This is a genomic window from Actinokineospora sp. NPDC051303 (assembly GCF_055586285.1).
In genome coordinates this window covers 95,760-113,435 of the sequence record NZ_JBVJIN010000005.1, presented here as the reverse complement: position 1 = coordinate 113,435, position 17,676 = coordinate 95,760, and the positions used below count along the sequence as shown (strand labels likewise).

16 protein-coding genes and 1 tRNA gene are annotated in these 17,676 nt (G+C 70.8%); 3 read left to right on the top strand and 14 right to left on the bottom strand.

The window, feature by feature from the left end:
- Positions 1-2: 2 nt before the first annotated feature.
- The 8 genes from ACZ6SD_RS05955 to ACZ6SD_RS05920 all read right to left on the bottom strand — a co-directional run bounded on the left by ACZ6SD_RS05955 (position 3) and on the right by ACZ6SD_RS05920 (position 8,527).
- The gene (locus tag ACZ6SD_RS05955; RefSeq protein ID WP_091457499.1) at positions 3-425 is read right to left on the bottom strand and encodes a DUF350 domain-containing protein; all 423 of its coding nucleotides are present in this window, start codon (positions 423-425) and stop codon (positions 3-5) included.
- Positions 426-430: 5 nt separating this feature from the next.
- On the bottom strand, positions 431-1,114 hold the full coding sequence (locus ACZ6SD_RS05950; protein WP_465315783.1) for a hypothetical protein: 684 nt from the start codon (positions 1,112-1,114) through the stop codon (positions 431-433).
- On the bottom strand, positions 1,111-1,596 hold the full coding sequence (locus ACZ6SD_RS05945; protein WP_465315782.1) for a DUF4247 domain-containing protein: 486 nt from the start codon (positions 1,594-1,596) through the stop codon (positions 1,111-1,113). Before ACZ6SD_RS05945 ends, ACZ6SD_RS05950 begins: the two co-directional genes overlap by 4 nt.
- Positions 1,593-2,198, bottom strand: coding sequence for a DUF4178 domain-containing protein (locus ACZ6SD_RS05940; RefSeq protein WP_465315781.1), 606 nt, complete (start codon positions 2,196-2,198; stop codon positions 1,593-1,595). Before ACZ6SD_RS05940 ends, ACZ6SD_RS05945 begins: the two co-directional genes overlap by 4 nt.
- An 87-nt stretch (positions 2,199-2,285) precedes the next feature.
- Complete coding sequence (locus ACZ6SD_RS05935; protein WP_465315780.1) at positions 2,286-2,867, bottom strand: DUF3558 domain-containing protein; 582 nt, start codon at positions 2,865-2,867, stop codon at positions 2,286-2,288.
- 142 nt (positions 2,868-3,009) lie between these two features.
- Positions 3,010-5,538 carry a trehalose-phosphatase gene (otsB, locus tag ACZ6SD_RS05930; RefSeq protein ID WP_465315779.1) on the bottom strand — a complete coding sequence of 843 codons (2,529 nt, stop codon included), beginning with the start codon at positions 5,536-5,538 and terminating at the stop codon, positions 3,010-3,012.
- Positions 5,539-5,585: 47 nt separating this feature from the next.
- A complete protein-coding gene (locus tag ACZ6SD_RS05925; protein WP_465315778.1) occupies positions 5,586-7,031 on the bottom strand; it encodes an alpha,alpha-trehalose-phosphate synthase (UDP-forming) in 1,446 nt (481 codons plus the stop codon).
- A gap of 122 nt (positions 7,032-7,153) precedes the next feature.
- Entirely contained in the window at positions 7,154-8,527 is a 1,374-nt protein-coding gene (locus ACZ6SD_RS05920) for a threonine/serine exporter family protein (RefSeq protein WP_465315890.1), read from the bottom strand.
- 165 nt (positions 8,528-8,692) lie between these two features.
- Here ACZ6SD_RS05920 and ACZ6SD_RS05915 point away from each other — a divergent pair.
- The 3 genes from ACZ6SD_RS05915 to ACZ6SD_RS05905 all read left to right on the top strand — a co-directional run bounded on the left by ACZ6SD_RS05915 (position 8,693) and on the right by ACZ6SD_RS05905 (position 11,548).
- Positions 8,693-8,768, top strand: a tRNA-Thr gene (locus tag ACZ6SD_RS05915).
- 269 nt (positions 8,769-9,037) lie between these two features.
- A complete protein-coding gene (locus ACZ6SD_RS05910) occupies positions 9,038-9,781 on the top strand; it encodes a PP2C family protein-serine/threonine phosphatase (RefSeq protein ID WP_465315777.1) in 744 nt (247 codons plus the stop codon).
- A gap of 426 nt (positions 9,782-10,207) precedes the next feature.
- A complete protein-coding gene (locus ACZ6SD_RS05905; protein WP_465315776.1) occupies positions 10,208-11,548 on the top strand; it encodes a salicylate synthase in 1,341 nt (446 codons plus the stop codon).
- On the opposite strand, the gene ACZ6SD_RS05900 is transcribed toward ACZ6SD_RS05905, so the two are convergent.
- The 6 genes from ACZ6SD_RS05900 to ACZ6SD_RS05875 are packed head-to-tail and all read right to left on the bottom strand — an operon-like array spanning position 11,536 to position 17,622.
- Positions 11,536-12,132, bottom strand: coding sequence for a DinB family protein (locus tag ACZ6SD_RS05900; protein ID WP_465315775.1), 597 nt, complete (start codon positions 12,130-12,132; stop codon positions 11,536-11,538). The two genes, ACZ6SD_RS05905 and ACZ6SD_RS05900, sit on opposite strands and share 13 nt — an antisense overlap.
- A 13-nt stretch (positions 12,133-12,145) precedes the next feature.
- On the bottom strand, positions 12,146-13,705 hold the full coding sequence (locus ACZ6SD_RS05895) for a (2,3-dihydroxybenzoyl)adenylate synthase (RefSeq protein WP_465315774.1): 1,560 nt from the start codon (positions 13,703-13,705) through the stop codon (positions 12,146-12,148).
- Positions 13,692-14,726: an ABC transporter substrate-binding protein gene (locus ACZ6SD_RS05890; protein WP_465315773.1), complete on the bottom strand. Its 1,035-nt coding sequence runs from the start codon at positions 14,724-14,726 to the stop codon at positions 13,692-13,694. The genes ACZ6SD_RS05895 and ACZ6SD_RS05890 overlap by 14 nt, the downstream gene beginning before the upstream one ends.
- Positions 14,723-15,580, bottom strand: a complete 858-nt coding sequence (locus ACZ6SD_RS05885) for an ABC transporter ATP-binding protein (RefSeq protein WP_465315772.1) — start codon at positions 15,578-15,580, stop codon at positions 14,723-14,725. Before ACZ6SD_RS05885 ends, ACZ6SD_RS05890 begins: the two co-directional genes overlap by 4 nt.
- Entirely contained in the window at positions 15,581-16,603 is a 1,023-nt protein-coding gene (locus tag ACZ6SD_RS05880; protein WP_465315771.1) for a FecCD family ABC transporter permease, read from the bottom strand.
- Entirely contained in the window at positions 16,603-17,622 is a 1,020-nt protein-coding gene (locus ACZ6SD_RS05875; RefSeq protein WP_465315770.1) for a FecCD family ABC transporter permease, read from the bottom strand. Before ACZ6SD_RS05875 ends, ACZ6SD_RS05880 begins: the two co-directional genes overlap by 1 nt.
- Between the last annotated feature and the right edge of the window lie 54 nt (positions 17,623-17,676).

The window sequence follows — 17,676 nt, the reverse complement described above, 5'->3', positions numbered from 1 at the left end:
AGTCAGGAGATCGCCGCCGCGATGATCACGCTGACCACCACGTGCGCGGTCGCCGAGACCCACACCCCGGGGTGCCGCTCGGTGGTGGCCAGGACCTCGCCGAGCTTGCCGGGCGTGGCCGCGTCGATCACCACGAACGACAGGCTCATCAGCGCGAGCCCGAGGATGCCGTAGATGCCGGTGTTCACCAGGCCCACGGCGAGGTTGTCGTCGCTGATGACGATCGCCGTGGTCAGGATGACGCCGATGCCGAACAGCCCCGAGCACAGCAGCACCGCGGCGTTGCGGTTGTGCTCGACCCAGATCAGGTCGCGCAGCTTGCCGGGGGTGGCGACGTCGACCAGGACGAAGCCGAGAGCCATCAGGACCAAGCCGACCGCGCCGTAGGCGAGCGTGCCGATGAGTCCGTTGAGCAGGTCGGACACGGTGTCTACCTTTCTTGCCCGCGCTTGCGGCTGATGAGGAAACCGATGACGACGCCGATCAGGGCGATTGAGCCGAAGGCGGCGACGAAGGCGAGCGCGGTCTGCCGGTTGCTGGTGAAGTCCGACCCCGGCCGCCCGATCGGGGTCGCGGGCGCGGCGGCGGCGGTCGGCTCTGGCAGCGGGGCCACGACGCCCTTCTCGGCCAGCAGCAGCGGCAGCGCCAGCGCGCCGTACCCGGTGGTGGCCGCGGGCTCGTTGAGCATCGACGCCGTCGACACGCCCATCCGGTCCAGGTCGGCCGTGGTCGGCCGGTTGGACCGCAGATCGGTAGAACTGTCCACGTACAGGTAAGCGCTGTCTTCCGACACGCTGTCAGCGGAGGTGTAGTCGACCGAGCCGCGCAGGATCATGTACCGCTCGCAGGTCTCGGCGTTGACGCCCGCGCCCCGGCTCGACCCCTCGGTCAGCGGCTTCCCAGTCGTGCTGGTGCCCTTGTGCAACTCCCAGCCGTAGCAGATGCCGTGCGCCGCCTCGGCCGCCGCGAGCCGCTTCGCCAAGTCCGCGCTGTCCACCGCCGAGATCGACTCGACGGTGGTGTCGTTGTCCGAAGCGGTGAACCAGTCGTTGTCGATGCCGATGAGCACGACGAACACCGCGATCACCAGGGTCCAGATGACGCCCTTCTTCACTTGCCCGCCCCCGGTCCCCGGCCGCGGAACGACTCACCGTGCCCGGACGTCCAGCCCCAGTGGCCGCCCACCGACGAGTGGTGCGAACGGTAGGCGCGGTCGATGTCGTCCACCCGGATCACGCTGCCGGTCCCTTGTGGACGGATGAGGACCATGTCGTCGTTGTAGCGCAGGTAGATCCCGGACGCGTCGGCGTACTGCGACACCGGCTTCCACTGCCCCACGATGTTCGCCGACACCGCGCTCGGCGCGTTCTTGCTCGTGTAGGCGCGCTCCTCGCCGACGTCCATCGACGCGGCCCTGGTGTAGGTCCGCTCGACGTAGCCGCGCACGGACGTGCCCCGGGCGATCATGGCGATGGCCACGACAGCGGCGATCACGCCGAAGATCCCCGCCGTCCAGAACCAGAACCGGGGCTTCTTGTGCGCCGGGACGATCTCCGGCTTGGGTTCTTCCGGCTTGGGCTGTTCCGGGGTGCTCATTCGGTGCTCGCCGGGTAGATGCGGACGTCGTAAGTGGACAGCGAGACGCCGGTGGAGACCTCCCAGCCCGCGTCGCCGTAGGCCTCGAAGGACAGCAGCGTGCCGTCACCGGACTCGTAGTCGTGGTAGCGGACAGTGCCCTCGGCGGTCAGCCCGGTCGTCGCCTCACTGCGGTAGACAGCCCTACCGGACTCGTCCGACCGGTACTGCTTTCCCTGGTAAGACAGGGACTTCGGGCCTGGCTCCAAGTCTTCCGACTGCTCAGTCCAGGCGACCAGCACCAGATCGGGGTCCTCCTCGACCGACAGCCACACCCGCTCGCCGTCCGCCTTCTCCAGCAGGTGCTCCGACCACGTCCACCCGCCCTCGTCGAGCCGCAGACTTCCCCGCACGGCGTACGATTCCCCGCGCAGCTCAACCAGATCACCCGCTTTGAGAGCGCGCGGGTCTCCATAGACGGCGTGATGGTCGTTGTCGGCGAACGGGTCTACCGGCGCCTGCTTAGGTGAAACCTTGTTCTTGTTCCGCAACACCACGGCGGTCACCAGCGCCCCGACCGCGACGGCGACCACCACGATCAGGACGACGACGAGCCCATCCACTCCAGACCCCCTACGACACGGTGACTCAGCGGCTCACACGGTAGGGGATAGCGCAGCGTGTTCGAGGCTGAACCGGACATTCGGGCCTCAGCGCCCGTTCTTGATCGTTTCGATGGCGAGGGCGGCCAACTTCTTGGCGTCGTCACACGCCTTGGGGTCGCTTGCCGTGGCCTGTTGGACGGTGAAGCTGACAGTGTCGGAGACACCGACAGCGAGGGAGCAAATGCCATTGGCCTCGTAGCCCGGCTCGCCGTGGACCACCGCGGGATAGTCGCCGACCGTGGTCGGCTCGAAGATCTCCTGGTTGCCCTTGTCTCGGCTCTGGTAGTACCGGGACAGCCCGGACTTCCGGAAGGACAGTCGGAACGCGCCGTCGTCCTTGTGGTTCCACACGCACCCGATGGCGGGTTCCATCTCTCCGTTGCCCACACCCAGGCCGGCCTCTTGCTCGGCGGTGAGCACCGAGCACGGGGCATCGATAAACCGCCCGACGTCGAGCGGATCGGCGACCCGGGGTGCGCCGTGCATCCGGTCTTCGCTCGTCGTTGGCGAAGTGTTCGTCCGCGGACCGGAATCCGCGACGGGCGGAGAGACAGGTGGCTGGTTGGAGCACGCGGTGAGCGTCAGGGCGGCGAGGCAGAGCAGGGCGGCGCGGGCGCGAGTGGGCATGGCCGGATCATGGCGCGCGGCGGCGGGTGGCGTGGCCCGGTCGCGGAAAGTGTTGTCGGTATTACCGATCGCGGTAGAGGCAGTACGCATAAGAGCGTGCCGACCGCCCCGGCGGTCGGCACGCTCTTGAGTGGTTATCCGGTTACGCGGACAGCAGTTGGGCGCAGCGGATCAGGCCCAGGTGCGAGTACGCCTGCGGGTGGTTGCCCAGCGAGCGTTCCGCGATCGGGTCGTACTCCTCGGGCAGCAGGCCGGTGGGGCCCGCCGCGTCGACGATCTGGGCGAACAGGTCTTCCGCTTCGGTGCGCCTGCCGGTGAGCAGGTAGGCCTCGATCATCCAGGCCGCGCAGAGGTGGAAGCCGCCCTCGTCGCCGGGGAGGCCGTCGTCGCGGTGGTAGCGGTAGACCGTGGAGCCGCTGCGCAGTTCCGCCTCGGTCGCGGTGACCGTGCTCTGGAACCGCTCGTCGGTGGGGTCGATGAGGCCGACCATGCCGATCAGCAGGGTCGCCGCGTCCAGGTCGGTGCCGTCGTAGGCGGTGGTGAACGACTTGATCTCGTCGTTCCAGCCGTTGGTCAGCACGTCCTCGGCGATCTGGTCGCGCAGCGGGACCCAGCCGGGCTCGATCTCGCGGCCGTAGGTCTCCGCGAGCTTGATCGCCCGGTCGATCGTCAGCCAGCACATGACCTTGGAGTACACGTGGTGGCGCGGGCGGTGCCGCTCCTCCCAGATGCCGTGGTCGGGCTCGTGCCAGCGCCGGGTGACCGCCTCGGACATGGCGCACACCATCCGCCAGTCGTCGTCGGACAGGCCGCCCTTGGCCTCGGACAGGGCCGCGACGAGGTCGACGACCGGGCCGAACACGTCGAGTTGGACCTGCTGGTTGGCGAGGTTGCCGACCCGCACCGGGCGGGAGCCCGCGTAGCCGGGGAGGGTGTCGATGACCGCCTCCGGGCCGAGCGTGGTGCCCGCGATCGTGTACAGCGGGTGCAGCCGCTCCGGGCCGGGGACGGTCGCCAGCACCCCGTGCACCCAGCGCAGGAACGCCTCCGCCTCGGCCGTGGACCCCAGCGACACCAGCGCCTTCGCCGTCATCGACGCGTCGCGCAGCCAGCAGTACCGGTAGTCCCAGTTGCGGATGCCGCCGATCTCCTCCGGCAGCGACGTGGTGGCCGCGGCCATGATCGCGCCGGTCTCGCTGTGGCACAGCCCGCGCAGCACCAGCGCGGAGCGGGCGACCAGGTCCTTCTCCACCGGCGGCAGCACCAGCGTGTCCAGCCACTCCGACCAGTACGACCCGGCCCGTGCCTTGCGGTCGGCCTCGGGCTCGGCGGCCGGGTCGAGGTCGTTGGTGCCGCAGCGCAGCTCGAACACCACCGGCTCGTCGGCGGTCGGCTGGACCACGGCGCGGGCGGAGTCGAACATGCCGTCGGAGGTGATCTCCCACCGCACGCCGGGGGCGCGCAGCGCGATCGGGTCGGAGGTGCCCAGCACCCGCAGCCCGTCCTCGGTGGCCTCCAGCCGCACCTGCACCTGCCCGAACTCCGGGCGCGGGGCGAACTCCACGACCGCGGCCGAGGTGCCGGACACGATCCGGGTCAGGTCGGTGCGGTGCGCGGCGGCGCCGTGGTCGAGGAAGTCGGTGACCAGCAGGCCCGCCCAGCGGGTCTCCACGGTCATGGTGCCCGGCAGGTACCGCTGGCCCAGCGGCAGGCCGCCGCGCTCGGGCGAGATCGAGAAGTGGCCAGCGGTGGGGCCGCCGAGCAGGTCGGCGAACACCGCGGCCGAGTCCGGCTCCGGGTGGCACAGCCAGGTCAGCCGGGCATCCGGGGTGACCAGCGCCACCGAGCGCTCGTTGGCCAGCATCGACAGGCGCTCGATAGGCGGGGCCTGTTCGCCATAGAGCCAGTTGCGGCGCTCTTCGAGCAGGAACGCCAGCATCAACGCGACCGACACCGGGTCGGGGATGTGGTAGGCGGCCAGCGTCTCGCCGTCGCCCACCTTGACCCCCAGGTCGGGGCCGGACAGCCGGGCGAACGCCTTCTCGTCGGTCACGTCGTCGCCGACGAAGATCGCCGCGGTGGCGCCGACCTGGTGGCGCAGGACGTCGAGCGCGTGGCCCTTGTCGGTCTGCACGACGGCCAGTTCCACGACGGCCTTGCCCTCGGTGACCTGCACGCCTTCCCACGTGCACGGCCCGGAGCGCACCCGGACCAGCACTGCTTCGGCGACGTCGGTCTCGGCCCGCCGCACGTGCACGGCGATGCTCGCTGGCTTGACTTCGAGGTGCACCCCGGGGGCGCCCTCGATCAGCTTCTCCAGCTCGGCCTCGATCCGGCGGTGCAGCTCCCGAGCCTGCGCGTCGAGGGCGTGCACGAAGCCGACGTCGAACTCCGAACCGTGGCTGCCGACGAGATGCACCTCCGACGGCAGCCGCGACAGGGTGGCCAGGTCGCGCAGAGCCCGACCCGAGATCACCGCCGTCGTCGTCTCGTGCAAACCTGCCAGCGAGCGCAGAGCGCCCACCGACTCGGTGTGCGGGCGGGCGTTTTCTGGGTCTTCGACGATCGGGGCTAGCGTCCCGTCGTAGTCGCAAGCGACCAGCAACCGCGGTGTTCGCGCGATCTGCACGATGGCGCGGCGCAGGTCTGCGGGGAGGGCCTCGGCGGTCAACGCCTTCTCCTTGGGACTCTGGCGTGGGTGGGGCAGGGCTGACTGCTCTAGTGAGCGTGCTCAGGGTCCAGTGCGTCAAGGAATGAGCGAGCCCACCGGTCGACGTCGTGGGTCAGCACTTGTCGCCGCAGCGCGCGCATCCTACGGCGGCCTTCTGCTGGATCGATCGTGAGGGCCGCATGCATGGCGTTCTTGACTCCGTCAAGGTCATGCGGGTTCACCAGGAAAGCGCTTGTCAGCTCCGCGGCGGCCCCCGCGAACTCCGACAGCACCAGGGTGCCGCCGAGGTCGTGGCGGCAGGCCACGTATTCCTTGCAGACCAGGTTCATGCCGTCGCGGACCGCGGTCACCAGCATGACGTCGGCCGCGGAGAAGAACGCCGCCAGCTCCGCCCGGTTGACCGACTGGTGCAGGTAGTGCACGACCGGCCGCCCGACCCGGCCGAACTCGCCGTTGATGCGGCTCACGACCTGCTCGATCTCGCCGCGCATCCGCTGGTAGTGCTCGACCCGCTCCCGGCTGGGGGTGGCGAGCTGCACCATGGTGACCTCTTCCGGGTCCACCCGGCCCTCGCTGAGCAGCTCTTGCAGCGCGTAGAGCCGCACGTCGATGCCCTTGGTGTAGTCCAGCCGGTCCACGCCCAAGATGATTTTCTTGGGGTTGCCCAGGTCTTCCCGGATTTGCTGGGTACGCGCGATCGTCTCGCGTTTGCGGGCCAGCGCGTCCAGCCCGGCCGAGTCGATCGAGATGGGGAACGCGCCAACCCGCACCGCCCGGTCGCCGAGCTGGATGACGCCGGGCCGGGTGCGCACGCCGACCGCGCCCCGGGTGGGTTCCAGCCCGAGCAGCCTGCGCGCCAGCCAAAGGAAGTTCTGCGCGCCGCCGGGCCGGTGGAAGCCGACCAGGTCGGCGCCGAGCAGGCCGCGCACGATCTCCGCGCGCCAGGGAAGCTGCATGAACAGCTCGGTCGGCGGGAACGGGATGTGCAGGAAGAAGCCGATCCGCAGGTCGGGCCGCTGCTCACGCAGGATCGCCGGGGCCAGTTGGAGCTGGTAGTCCTGAATCCACACCGTCGCGCCGGGGGCGGCGACCTTCGCGCACGCGTCGGCGAAGCGGTGGTTCACCTTGACGTAGCTGTCCCACCAGCCTCGGTCGAACACCGGCGGGGCGACGACGTCGTGGTAGAGCGGCCAGAGGGTCGCGTTGGAGAAGCCCTCGTAGTAGTCGCGCACCTCGTCCTGGGTGAGGGACACCGGGTGCAGCCGCAGGCCGTCCTCGGTGAACTCGTCGAGGTCGACGTCGGGCACGCCGGGCCAGCCGACCCACGCGCCGCTGTGGCTGCGCAGGAACGGAGCCAACGCGCTGACCAGACCACCAGGGCTGTGCTTCCAGCGCTGGGTCCCGTCGGGCAGGCGTTCGAGGTCGACCGGTAGCCGGTTGGCGACGACGATGAACTCCGCACCGTGCTTACCGGGGGCGTTTTCGCTGCTCACGCCTGGTGTGCCTCCTGTCGGACCGAGGTCGGGTACCCCGTTCGAGGCTAGTCATTCGTCACTGGCGCCGCGTCCTGCGACCGGTGCACCCTGGCGTGGGAACTGTCACTCCCGCAAGGGGTTCACTCAAGTCTACGTTCGGTGGGTTGCAGCGGCCCCGACATGCGCGGCCCGGACAGCCGCCGCTCCAGCCTGCCCAGCCCGCTGCGCACCGGCTGCGCCAGGTACTCGCCCAGCACCACGCCCGCGGCGAGCGCCAGCGCGATGGCGGCGGCGAGCATCAGGGTCGGCACCCCGTTGGCGCTGCGCTGCACGGCCAGCTCGTACAGCGCGCGGTAAGTGGGGAGCCCGGGCAGCAGGGGGACCATCCCCGACACCGCCACCACCAGCGGCGGCATCCGCAGCCGCCGCGAGATCACGCCACCGGCGAACCCGATCAGCACCGCGGCCCCCGCCGACGCCGCGATCGCCCCCAGCCCGGCCAGCACCAGCGCCCCGTACGCCGCAGCGCCGACCCCGCCTGCCACCGACGCCACCACCAGCGCCCGCGGCGTGGCGTAGCTGCCCAGCGCGAACAGCCCAGCGGCCGCGGCTCCAGCGCAGGTCTGGACCGGGAGCCGCAGCGCGCTGGGCGGCAGCGGGTCGGCCAGCGGCGTGTACGGCATGCCCAGGGAGACGTAGATGTGCAGCGCGAGCACGACCCCGGCGATGAGACCCGCGGTCATCAGCGAGACTTCCATGGTGCGGCCCGCGGCGGTCACGTTGTACCCGGTGATGGCGTCCTGCACCGTCGACACCACCGACAACCCGGAAAGCAGAACCGTCAACGCCGCCGCGACCAAGACAGTCGGCCGCGCGGGCAAGAGGCCACTGACCACCAGCCCTAACGCGCCGCCGGTAGCCAGCGCCCCACCCACCACCTGCTGGTAGAAGAACGGCAACGCCCGCTTGTTCAGCAACCGGCCCACGCGGTCCACCAGGGCGGTGATGCCGCCCGCGGCCACCGCCATCATCGGCTCGCCGCCGATCAGGACCGTGATCGCCGCAGCCATCCCCGCCCACGCGGCCGTCGCCACCCACCGCGGATACGGGTGCGGCGCCGAGGTGATCCGCTCCAACTCGGCCTGCGCGTCGGCCACCCCCACCCGCCCGTGGGTGATCCGCCGAACCAGGCTCTCGACCCCGGCCAGCCGCGTGTAGTCCAGACTCCGCGACCGCACCACCCGCACCGACGTGATCGGCGGCTCGTCGGTCCCCCGACTACAGGCGACGGTGATCGAGGTGAAGATGACGTCCACCTCGCAGTGCGGCAGCCCGTACGCCCCCGCCACCGCGATGATCGTCGCGGTCACATCCGCCGCCCCCGCCCCCGACGACATCTGCACTTCCCCGATCCGCAACGCCAGATCGAGCACGAAGTGCACCGTCCGCTCCTCCGGGAGCGCGGGCCCCTGCACAGCCTCCGGCTGCCCAGCCGCCACCGTCGCGGGCCCTATCGCCCCGGACGACCGCCACCCCCCACGCCCGCGCCGGGCGAACCACAAGCCCACCACCTCCACCACGTACGGCCAGGTTCCCTACCGACCGTCGCGGATCAAGGCCCACCCCGCAACCGCGCCCCCGCCGCGTCCTAGGATTGGTCCGGGGCCCCCGGGCGCCGTGCCGGTGTAGCTCAATTGGCAGAGCACTCGCCTTGTAAGCGAAAGGTTAGGGGTTCAAGTCCCCTCACCGGCTCCAGTACCAGTTCAGCGCTGTCTCGCCCGAGAAGTGATCTCGTTGGCCGCCCGGCTGCCCTTGGTCGCCGTCACTGGCCTGAGTGTTCTCCCACAGGACAAGCCGAGTTCGCGCACTCGCCGACTGTGTGTCGGAGAAGGAAACGACGCGTCGGGCCGTCCGCGACGACTGTTGCGCCGGGGTTGCGGGTGGGCAAGATCGGGTAAGCGTGTGACGATGGTGGTTGATCGCCGCGGTGCGGCTCTGCTGGTGGAGGGGACGGGCGCGTGGTGATGGGGGAGCCGGTCGTGCGGGTGGGGGCGGCTACCGATGTGGGGTTGGTGCGCGCGGTCAACGAGGACAACTACCTGGTGACCGGGACGGTCTTCGCCGTGGCCGACGGGATGGGCGGGCACGCGGCCGGGGATGTGGCCAGTGGGCTCGCGGTGGCGGGGCTGGCTTCGCTGGGGGCGCGAGGGCCGGTGCGGCCGGATGACGTGCGGCGGCATGTCATGGGGCTCAACCGGGACATCCTCGACGCGGCGGCGCGGAATCCGGCGCAGGCGGGGATGGGGACGACGCTCACCGGGTTGTGCCTGGCCGACTTCGCGGGGTCGGCGCACTGGGTGGTGTTCAACGTGGGCGACTCGCGGGTTTACCGGTTCGCGGGCGGGGAGTTGGCGCAGCTCACCGTCGACCACTCCGAGGTGGCCGAGTTGGTCGCGTCGGGGGAGTTGAGCGAGGCCGAGGCCGCCGACGACGTGCGGCGCAATGTGGTGACCCGGGCGTTGGGGGCGGGGGTGACGCCGGAGCCGGACCTGCTGGTGTTCCCGCCCGCCGAGGGGGACCGGTTCCTGCTGTGCTCGGACGGGTTGACCGGCGAGCTGGACTCGGCGGCCATCGCGGCGGTCCTCGCGGCGGTGGACGACCCGCAGGCCGCCGCCGAGCACCTGGTCCGGGCCGCTGTCGACGCGGGCGGGCGGGACAACGTGACCGTCGTCATCGTCGACCATGTGCGGCAGGAGACCGCGCCGTAGGCCGGGGCGCTCGATCGGACCGCGGCCGTTCGGCCGAATCCCCTGCGGCCTAACGGTCTTCGGGTGTGCGGTGTGCGGCCGAAGGGCTTCGCCTGTGCCGCATGCGGCTGAACGCCTTCAGGTGAGCACTAGGCCGACCAAGCCCGCGCCACGTGACGTCGGAGGCGTTGGGCGGCAAGGGAACGGCCCCGGAGCTGGGGGTCCACCGGGGCCGTTCACCCACTGCATCGCCGTGGTCGGCGCTTCGTTTCACCGACTGGCGAGTAGATCGAGTTCTCCCCAGCCTGGGGACAGCGCTGTGCATAGATCGACTTCGGATGGCGGATTGACGCGCGTGTCCACAGTCGCAGTAAAGCCGGGCTTCCGGTCCCGCGCCGATACCGCTAGATTAGGCGAGCCTTACCTAAACTGAGTGGGAGAGCGCGCGTGCACCGGTATCACGAACTGAGAGTCCCTGGTCGGTTCGAGCCGTTGGCGTTGGCGGGGCGCCTGGCGGAGGCGGACGTGTTCGACGGGCACGTCGTCTACGAGCGGGCGGGCGAGTGGTGGTTCGCCGGGGACCGGCTGGTCGAGGTGATCCTCAACCGGGACGCCATCCACACCGTCAGTGATGGCGGAGCCGTCGCGGAGGCGTGGACCGACACGCCGTTGCGGCAGGTGCGCGACGCGCTCGCGGGGGCCGGGGTCGAGGGGTGGCACGCCTTCGGGTGGGCCGGGTTCGAGTTGGCGTACGCGCTCGCGGGGCGGCCGGATCTGGTCGGTGGCGAGCAGCCGTTGCTGCATATGGCCATTCCGCGCACGGAGATCCGGCTCGGCGAGGCTGAGGTGATCGTCCGCAGCGTCGATGAGCACCGGCTCGCCGAGGTCCGTGATCTGCTGCGCTGCCCGCTGGACGTGTCCGCGCGGGAGGCGACGCCGGTCGACGTCCTCGATGACAGCAGTCGGATCGCATACCAGGACAGCGTTGCCAAAGCGGTCTCCGACATCGGCAAGGGCAAGCTGCAGAAGGTGATCCTCTCCCGCGCGGTCGACGTGCCGTTCGAGGTCGACCTCGTCTCCACCTACGTTCTCGGCAGGCGCCGCAACACCCCGGCCCGCTCGTTCCTGCTCGATCTCGGCGGCTGGCAGGCGGCCGGGTTCAGCCCGGAGACCGTCACCGAGGTCAGCGCGGACGGCGAGGTCTCCACCCAGCCGCTGGCGGGCACCCGCGCCTATGTGGACGGCAGCGAGTCCGATGTGGACCGTCGGCTGGACCTGGTGTCGGACCCCAAGGAGGTCTTCGAGCACGCCGCGTCGGTCAAGCTGGCCTACGAGGAGCTTGAGGCGCTGTGCGAGCCGGGTTCGGTGACGGTCAAGGAGTTCATGGCCGTCAAGGAGCGCGGCAGCGTCCAGCACCTCGGCTCCCGGGTCAACGGCACGCTTTCCGGCGGCCGCAACGCCTTCGACGCGCTGGCCGCCCTGTTCCCCGCCGTCACCGCGTCCGGCATCCCCAAACTTCCCGCCTACGACCGCATCGCCGCCCTGGAGGACCGCCCGCGCGACCTCTACGCGGGCGCGGTCCTCATGGTCGCCCAGGACGGTTCCCTCGACGCCGCGCTGGTGCTGCGCGCCATCTACCGCAAGGACGGCCGCACGTGGCTGCGCGCGGGCGCGGGCATCGTCGCGGACTCCACTCCCGAGCGGGAGTACGAGGAGACCTGCGAGAAGCTCGGCAGCGTCGCCCCGCACGTGGTCCGCGCCGCGCGCGAACTCGCCTACCGGGGCTGAGTCCGGGAAGCGGCTTCCCGGGCCACGGCTTCCAAGCGGTCGCGGTAAGCCGCCCACCAGGTCTGGTCGCCGGGCGCGAGGTTGTCGACTTCCGGCCGCAGCCCGGCGGCCCCGTCGATCTGTTCCCGCACGATGTCGGCGTGCCCGGCGTGCCGGTGCGTTTCGGCGATCATGTGCACGAGCACGCGGTGCAGGGTCGTCGTGGCGCGGTCGTCGGGCCAGTGCGGCACGCGGCCGGGCGCGTCGAGGGGCAGCGCGGTGATCGTGGCGTCGGAATGAGCCTGGACTCGTTGGTAGAGCCCGACTATGTCCTCGCGGGACTCGTCCGCGGCGGCCCACATGTCGATGTTGGGCTCGGCGTCGTCGGCGAGCCAGGGCAGCCGCTCCGGGAACGGCCGCCCGAAGGTGTCGCCGAAGTAGCCCACCTCGCAGCCCGCCAAATGCTTGACCAGCCCCAGAAGATTGGTGCCGGTGGGCGTGAGCGGGCGGCGGACGTCGTACTCCGAAAGCCCGTCGAGCTTCCAGAGCACGGCGTCGCTGCCTTGCCGCAGATACCTGTGGAGACTGGTTTTCGGATCGTTCATGCCGCCCAGCCTGTCAGAGGCGGGCGGCCAGCGCCTTCTTGCTCACCTTGCCGACCGCCGTGTAGGGGAACTCGTTCAGCACTTCGAGGCGGTCGGGCAGCTTGTAGTCGGCCAGGCCGCGCGAGCGCAGGAACGCGGTCAGCTCGGCCAGGGTGGGCGGCTCGCCGTGCGGCAGGACGCAGGCGCAGGTCCGCTCGCCCAGCATCGCGTCCGGCACGGCGACCACGGCGGCGTCGTGCACCGCGGGGTGGGCCAGCAGGTGGCTTTCGACCTCCTCGGCCGACACCTTCTCCCCGCCCCGGTTGATGGTGTCCTTGACCCGGCCGTCGACCACCAGGTGCCCGGAAGGCAACTGCCGCACCAGGTCCCCGGTGAGGTAGAAGCCGTCCGGGGTGAAGGCTTTGGCGTTGTGCTCGTCGGCCCGGTAGTAGCCGCGCAGCGTGTACGGGCCGCGGGTCAGCAGTTGGCCGAGTTCGCCGGGCGCCACGTCCGCGCCGTCCTCGTCCACGATCCGGATCTCGTCGTCTGGACACAGTGGACGGCCCTGGGTGGTGTGGACCAGCTCGTCCGGGTCGTCCAGGCGGGTGTAGCAGAGCAGGCCCTCGGCCATGCCGAACACCTGCTGCAGGTCGCAGCCCAGCGTCGGGCGGACCCGCAGCGCGGTCTCCTCTTTCAGCTTGGCTCCGCCGACCTGCAACAGCCGCAGGCTCGACAGGTCGCGGCCCGCCCACTTCGCCGCCTCCAGCCACAGCAGCGTCAGCGACGGCACCAGCGCGGTCACCGTCACCCGTTCCCGCTCGATCAGCGGGAAGGCGTCCGGCGGGCTCGGGCTCGGCGCCAGCACCACCGTGCCGCCCGCGTGCAGCGTGCCCAGGATGCCGGGGCAGGCCAGGGCGAAGTTGTGCGCGATCGGGAGCGCCGCCAGGTACACGGTGTCCTGGTCGAGGCCGGTGACTTCCGCGCTGGCGCGCAGGTTGTAGGCGTAGTCGTCGTGCGTGCGCGGGATCAGCTTCGGCAGGCCGGTCGTCCCGCCGGACAGCAGGAACAGCGCCACCGACGACGGATCGGGCGCGGGCAGCGGAATCGGCTCAGCGTCCACATCGGACAGTGCGGTGAACGGGCCGGGGTCGCCCGCGACGAGCACGCGCGGCCCGGGGACCTCCGCGAGCACTTCCGTTGCCAGGTCACGGTAATCGAACCCGGCGTGGGTGTCCGGAATGACGTACGCGACGGCGTCGCTGTGCGCGCACAGATAGGTGATTTCGCTGCGCCGGTGCGCCGGAAGCGCGTACACCGGGCGCGCGCCGAGGCGGAACAACGCCAGCGACAGCACCACGAACTCGACCGTGTTCGGCAGGTGCACCACCACGTTGTCGCCCGGGGCGACGCCGAACGCGCGCAGACCGGCGGCCATCCGGTCGGCCCGCGCGCGCAGTTCGGCGTAGGTCAGCCGCGTGGTCCCCTGGACCAGGGCGGTCCGGTCGGGGCCGCCCCCCGGCGTGTCGCCGAGGAGCGTTCCCGTCCAGTAGCCGCGGTCGCGGTACTTCGTGGCGAAGTCGTCAGGAAACGACATCCGTGCGCGCCTTCTCGACCACGCTCGTCAGCTCGCGGATGATCGGGGTGAGCTTCTGGTACGACATCGGCGTCTCCGGGTGCCACAGGCCGAGCTGACCGGCCTTGACCGCGGGCAGCTGCGCCCAGGTCGGGATCTTGGCCATCTCCGCCTGCGGCAGGGTGAAGTCGCGCGAGTCGTTGAGGATCAGGTCGGCCGGGTAGCGCGAGACCTGCTCCCAGCTCAGCTCCTCCCAGCTCGGGGCCTCGCCGCCGGTCGGGGTCACCATGTCCAGGCCCTGCTTGCCGAAGTAGTTCAGGTCGCTGAAGAAGTTCGGCTTCGCCACCAGCAGCGCGTCCTTGGAACCCTGCACCACCATGGTCTTGAGGCCCGGCTTGGCCGCGGTCGCCGCCTTGAGCGCCTCGCCCGCGCTCTCGAACTCCTGCTTCGCCTTGGCCAGGTCGGCCGAGTTCAGGTCGGCGCCAAGGGATTCGGCGAGCTTCGCGAACTTCGCGATGCCCTCGGCCGCGGACACGCCGCCGAGCTGGATGGCGACCATCGGCGCCTTCTCCTCGATCGCCGTCGCGGACTCCTCCGGGATGTACCAGAGGGCCTCGCCGTACATGATCGTGATCAGCAGCTCCGGCTTGAGCGCGGTGTACTTCTCGATGTTGAACTCGCCGAACTCGCTGCCCACCGACGGGGTGTTCGGATCGAGGTCGCCTGCCTGCGGGGCGGGCTTGCCGTCGGTGGTCTTCTGCGGGCCGAACACGCCGATCGGCTTGACGCCGAAGTCCACCAGCGTCGCCGCCGCGTTGACCTGCATGACGATCTTGGTCGGGCGCTGCGGCAGCGAGACCTTCTTGCCGCGGTCGTCGGTGAACTCCCACGGGCCAGACGGCGCGGCGGCCGTGCTCGAACCGCCGGTCGAGGAACCGGGGGCCGCGTCGCCGCACGCGACGAGGACGCTGGCCAGCGCGACGCCGGTGGCGACGGCCAGGAACTTTCGGCGGCGGGTTTGCCTGGTGGGGAAGGTGTTCATCGGTCTGCTCTCTGTTTCTCGGGGAGATGCGTGGTGGTTTCCGAGTCAGCGGGAACGGTCGGCGGGCATTTGTGGCGCCCGAACGGGACGACCAGCGGGGTGCCGCTGAGCGGGTCTGTGATCACCTCGCAGCGCAGACCGAACACGTCGTGGACGAGTTCGGCGGTGACCACCTCGGCCGGGTCGCCCTCGGCGACGACTCGGCCGGACTTCATCGCCACCACGTGGTCGGCGTAGCGGCTGGCCTGGTTGAGGTCGTGCAACACCATCACCACGGTTCGGGCCGCGGTGAGATTGAGGTCGGCGATCAGGTCGAGGACGTCGATCTGGTGCGCCAAATCCAAATAGGTCGTCGGCTCGTCCAGCAGCAGGAACGGGGTTTCCTGGGCCAGCGCCATCGCGATCCACGCGCGCTGCCGCTGCCCGCCGGACAGCTCGTCCACCGGCCGGTCGGCGAGGTCGGTCATCGCGGTCGAGGCGAGCGCGTGGCCGATCGCGTCGCCGTCGTCCGGGGACCACTGCCGCCACCAGGTCTGGTGTGGACTGCGCCCGCGCCCGACCAGCTCCCGCACGGTCATGCCCTCCGGCGCGACCGGCGACTGCGGCAGGATTCCCAGCTGCCGGGCCAGATCCCGGGCTCGCATCCGGTGGATCGACTGCCCGTCAAGGTAAACCGCGCCCTCGTCCGGGCTGAGCAGCCGCGACATGCCGCGCAGCAGGGTCGACTTGCCGCACGCGTTCGCGCCGACGATCACGGTGACCTTGCCGGACGGGATGGTCAGGTCGACCCCGTCGATCACGACGCGCTTGTCGTAGGCCAGCCGCAGGTTCTCGGCGCGCAGTCCGGATGTCATTCAGGCTCCAACTCGGTTGGCACGGGCAAGCAGCCACAGCAGGAAGGGCGCGCCGACCGCGCCGGTCACGACGCCGACCGGCAGGCCGAACGGGCGGGCGATCAGGTCGCCGACGAGCACGATCACCGCGCCCATCAGCGCCGAGGCCAGCGGCGGCGGTGTCGGCCGCCTGGTCAGCCGCAGCGCGGTCTGCGGAGCCACCAGGGACACGAACGCCACGGGACCAGCGGCAGCGGTCGCGAACGCGACCAGCCCGACGCCGCCGAGCATCAGCGCCAGCCGCGCCTTCTGCACCGGGACGCCGAGCCCGCGCGCGGTGTCGTCGCCCAGCGTCAGCGCGGCGAGCCAGCGGGACATGAGCAGCGCCAACGGGATCAGCACCAGCACCGCCACCGCGACCGGGGTCACGTGCCGCCACTCGCGCAGGTTCAGGCTGCCGGTCAGCCAGATCACCGCGCGCTGCGCCTGAAACAGGTCGGCGCGTTGCAGCAGGTAGCTGGTCGTGCTGGTGAACAGCGCGGCGACCCCGATGCCGACGAGCACGATCCGGTAGCCGGTGGTGCCCTGCCGCCAGGCCAGCAGGTAGATCGCGGTCGCGCTGACCAGCCCGCCGAGCAGCGCCAGTGACGACGAGCCCAGCGTCCCCCCGAACCCGAGCACGATCCCGGCGACCGCCGCGGTGCTCGCGCCTTCGGTGACCCCGATGATTTCCGGGCTGGCCAACGGGTTGCGCGCCACGGTCTGGAACAGCGCGCCCGCCATGCCGAACGCGAGCCCGGCGAGCAGCCCGACCAGCGCGCGCGGCAGCCGCAGGTCGTAGACGATCTCCACCGCGGTCGGGTCGCCGTACCAGAACAGCGCCCGCGCGGCCTCGAACGCGTCGATCGGATAGTCGCCGACGGTCAGTTCCACGCAGAACGCGGCGAACGCGACCACGGCCAGCGCGGCGCACACGGCCAGCACCCGAGGGCGAATCTCCCCGGACGGCCCGCGCGCGCCGATCCGGTAGGTGAGCACGGCCATCACAACTCCGGCAGTTTCCGTCGGCGGACCAGGGCGATGAAGAACGGCGCGCCCAGGAAGGCCACGACGATCCCGACGTGCACTTCGGACCGGTCGGCGATGACCCGGCCGAGCACGTCGGCGGCAAGCAGCAGGGCGGGCGCGAGGACCGCGGAGTAGGCCAGCACCCAGCGCTGGTCGGGGCCGGTGAGCAGCCGGGCGATGTGCGGCACCACCAGGCCCAGGAACGCGATCGGCCCGCACACCGCGGTCGCCCCGCCCGCGAGCAGCGTGATCGCCACCGCGCCCAGCAGGCGCATCGCCACCACGTTCTGCCCGAGCGAGCGGGCGACGTCGTCGCCGAGCGCCAGGATGTTCAACCCGGGCGCGGAGACCGCGGCCAGGAGCACGCCCAGCGCCAGGAACGGCAGAACCTGAAGCAACGTCGAGGTATCCGGCACGTTGAGCGACCCGACCGCCCAGAACCGGTAGTCGTCCAGGGTCGCGGAGTCGAGCAGCAGGATCATGCTGATCACCGACTGCAACAGCGCGCTCACCGCGGCTCCGGCCAGCGCGAGTTTCGCCGGATTGGCCCCGCCCCGCCCCAGGCTGCCCAGCACGTAGACGACGACTGTCGCGGCCAGCGCGCCCGCGAAGGCGAACCAGATGTAGCCGAACAGCGCCGTCACCCCGAACACGCTGGTGGTCAACACGACGCCGAGGGCGGCGCCCGCGCCGACGCCGAGCAGGCCGGGGTCGGCGAGCGGGTTGCGGGTCAGCCCCTGCATCAACGCGCCCGCGAGCCCCAGCGACACACCCACGGCGAGCCCGAACAGCGTCCGGGACAGTCGCATCCCGTTGACGATCGCGGCGTCCTCCCCGGACTCCGCGCTGCCGAGCAGCCGCAGCACTTCCCATAGCGGGATGTGCTTGTTGCCCACCATGATCGACAACAGCGTGACCAGCACAAGCACCCCCATGGCGGCGATCAGCCACAGGAGGCGGGGACGGGCCTGCACGGGCCGGGTCGGGGCGAGCACGGGGTGAGGATAGCCTAAGAAAGGCAAGCCTTAGTTTAGAAGTTTCCGGGAGGG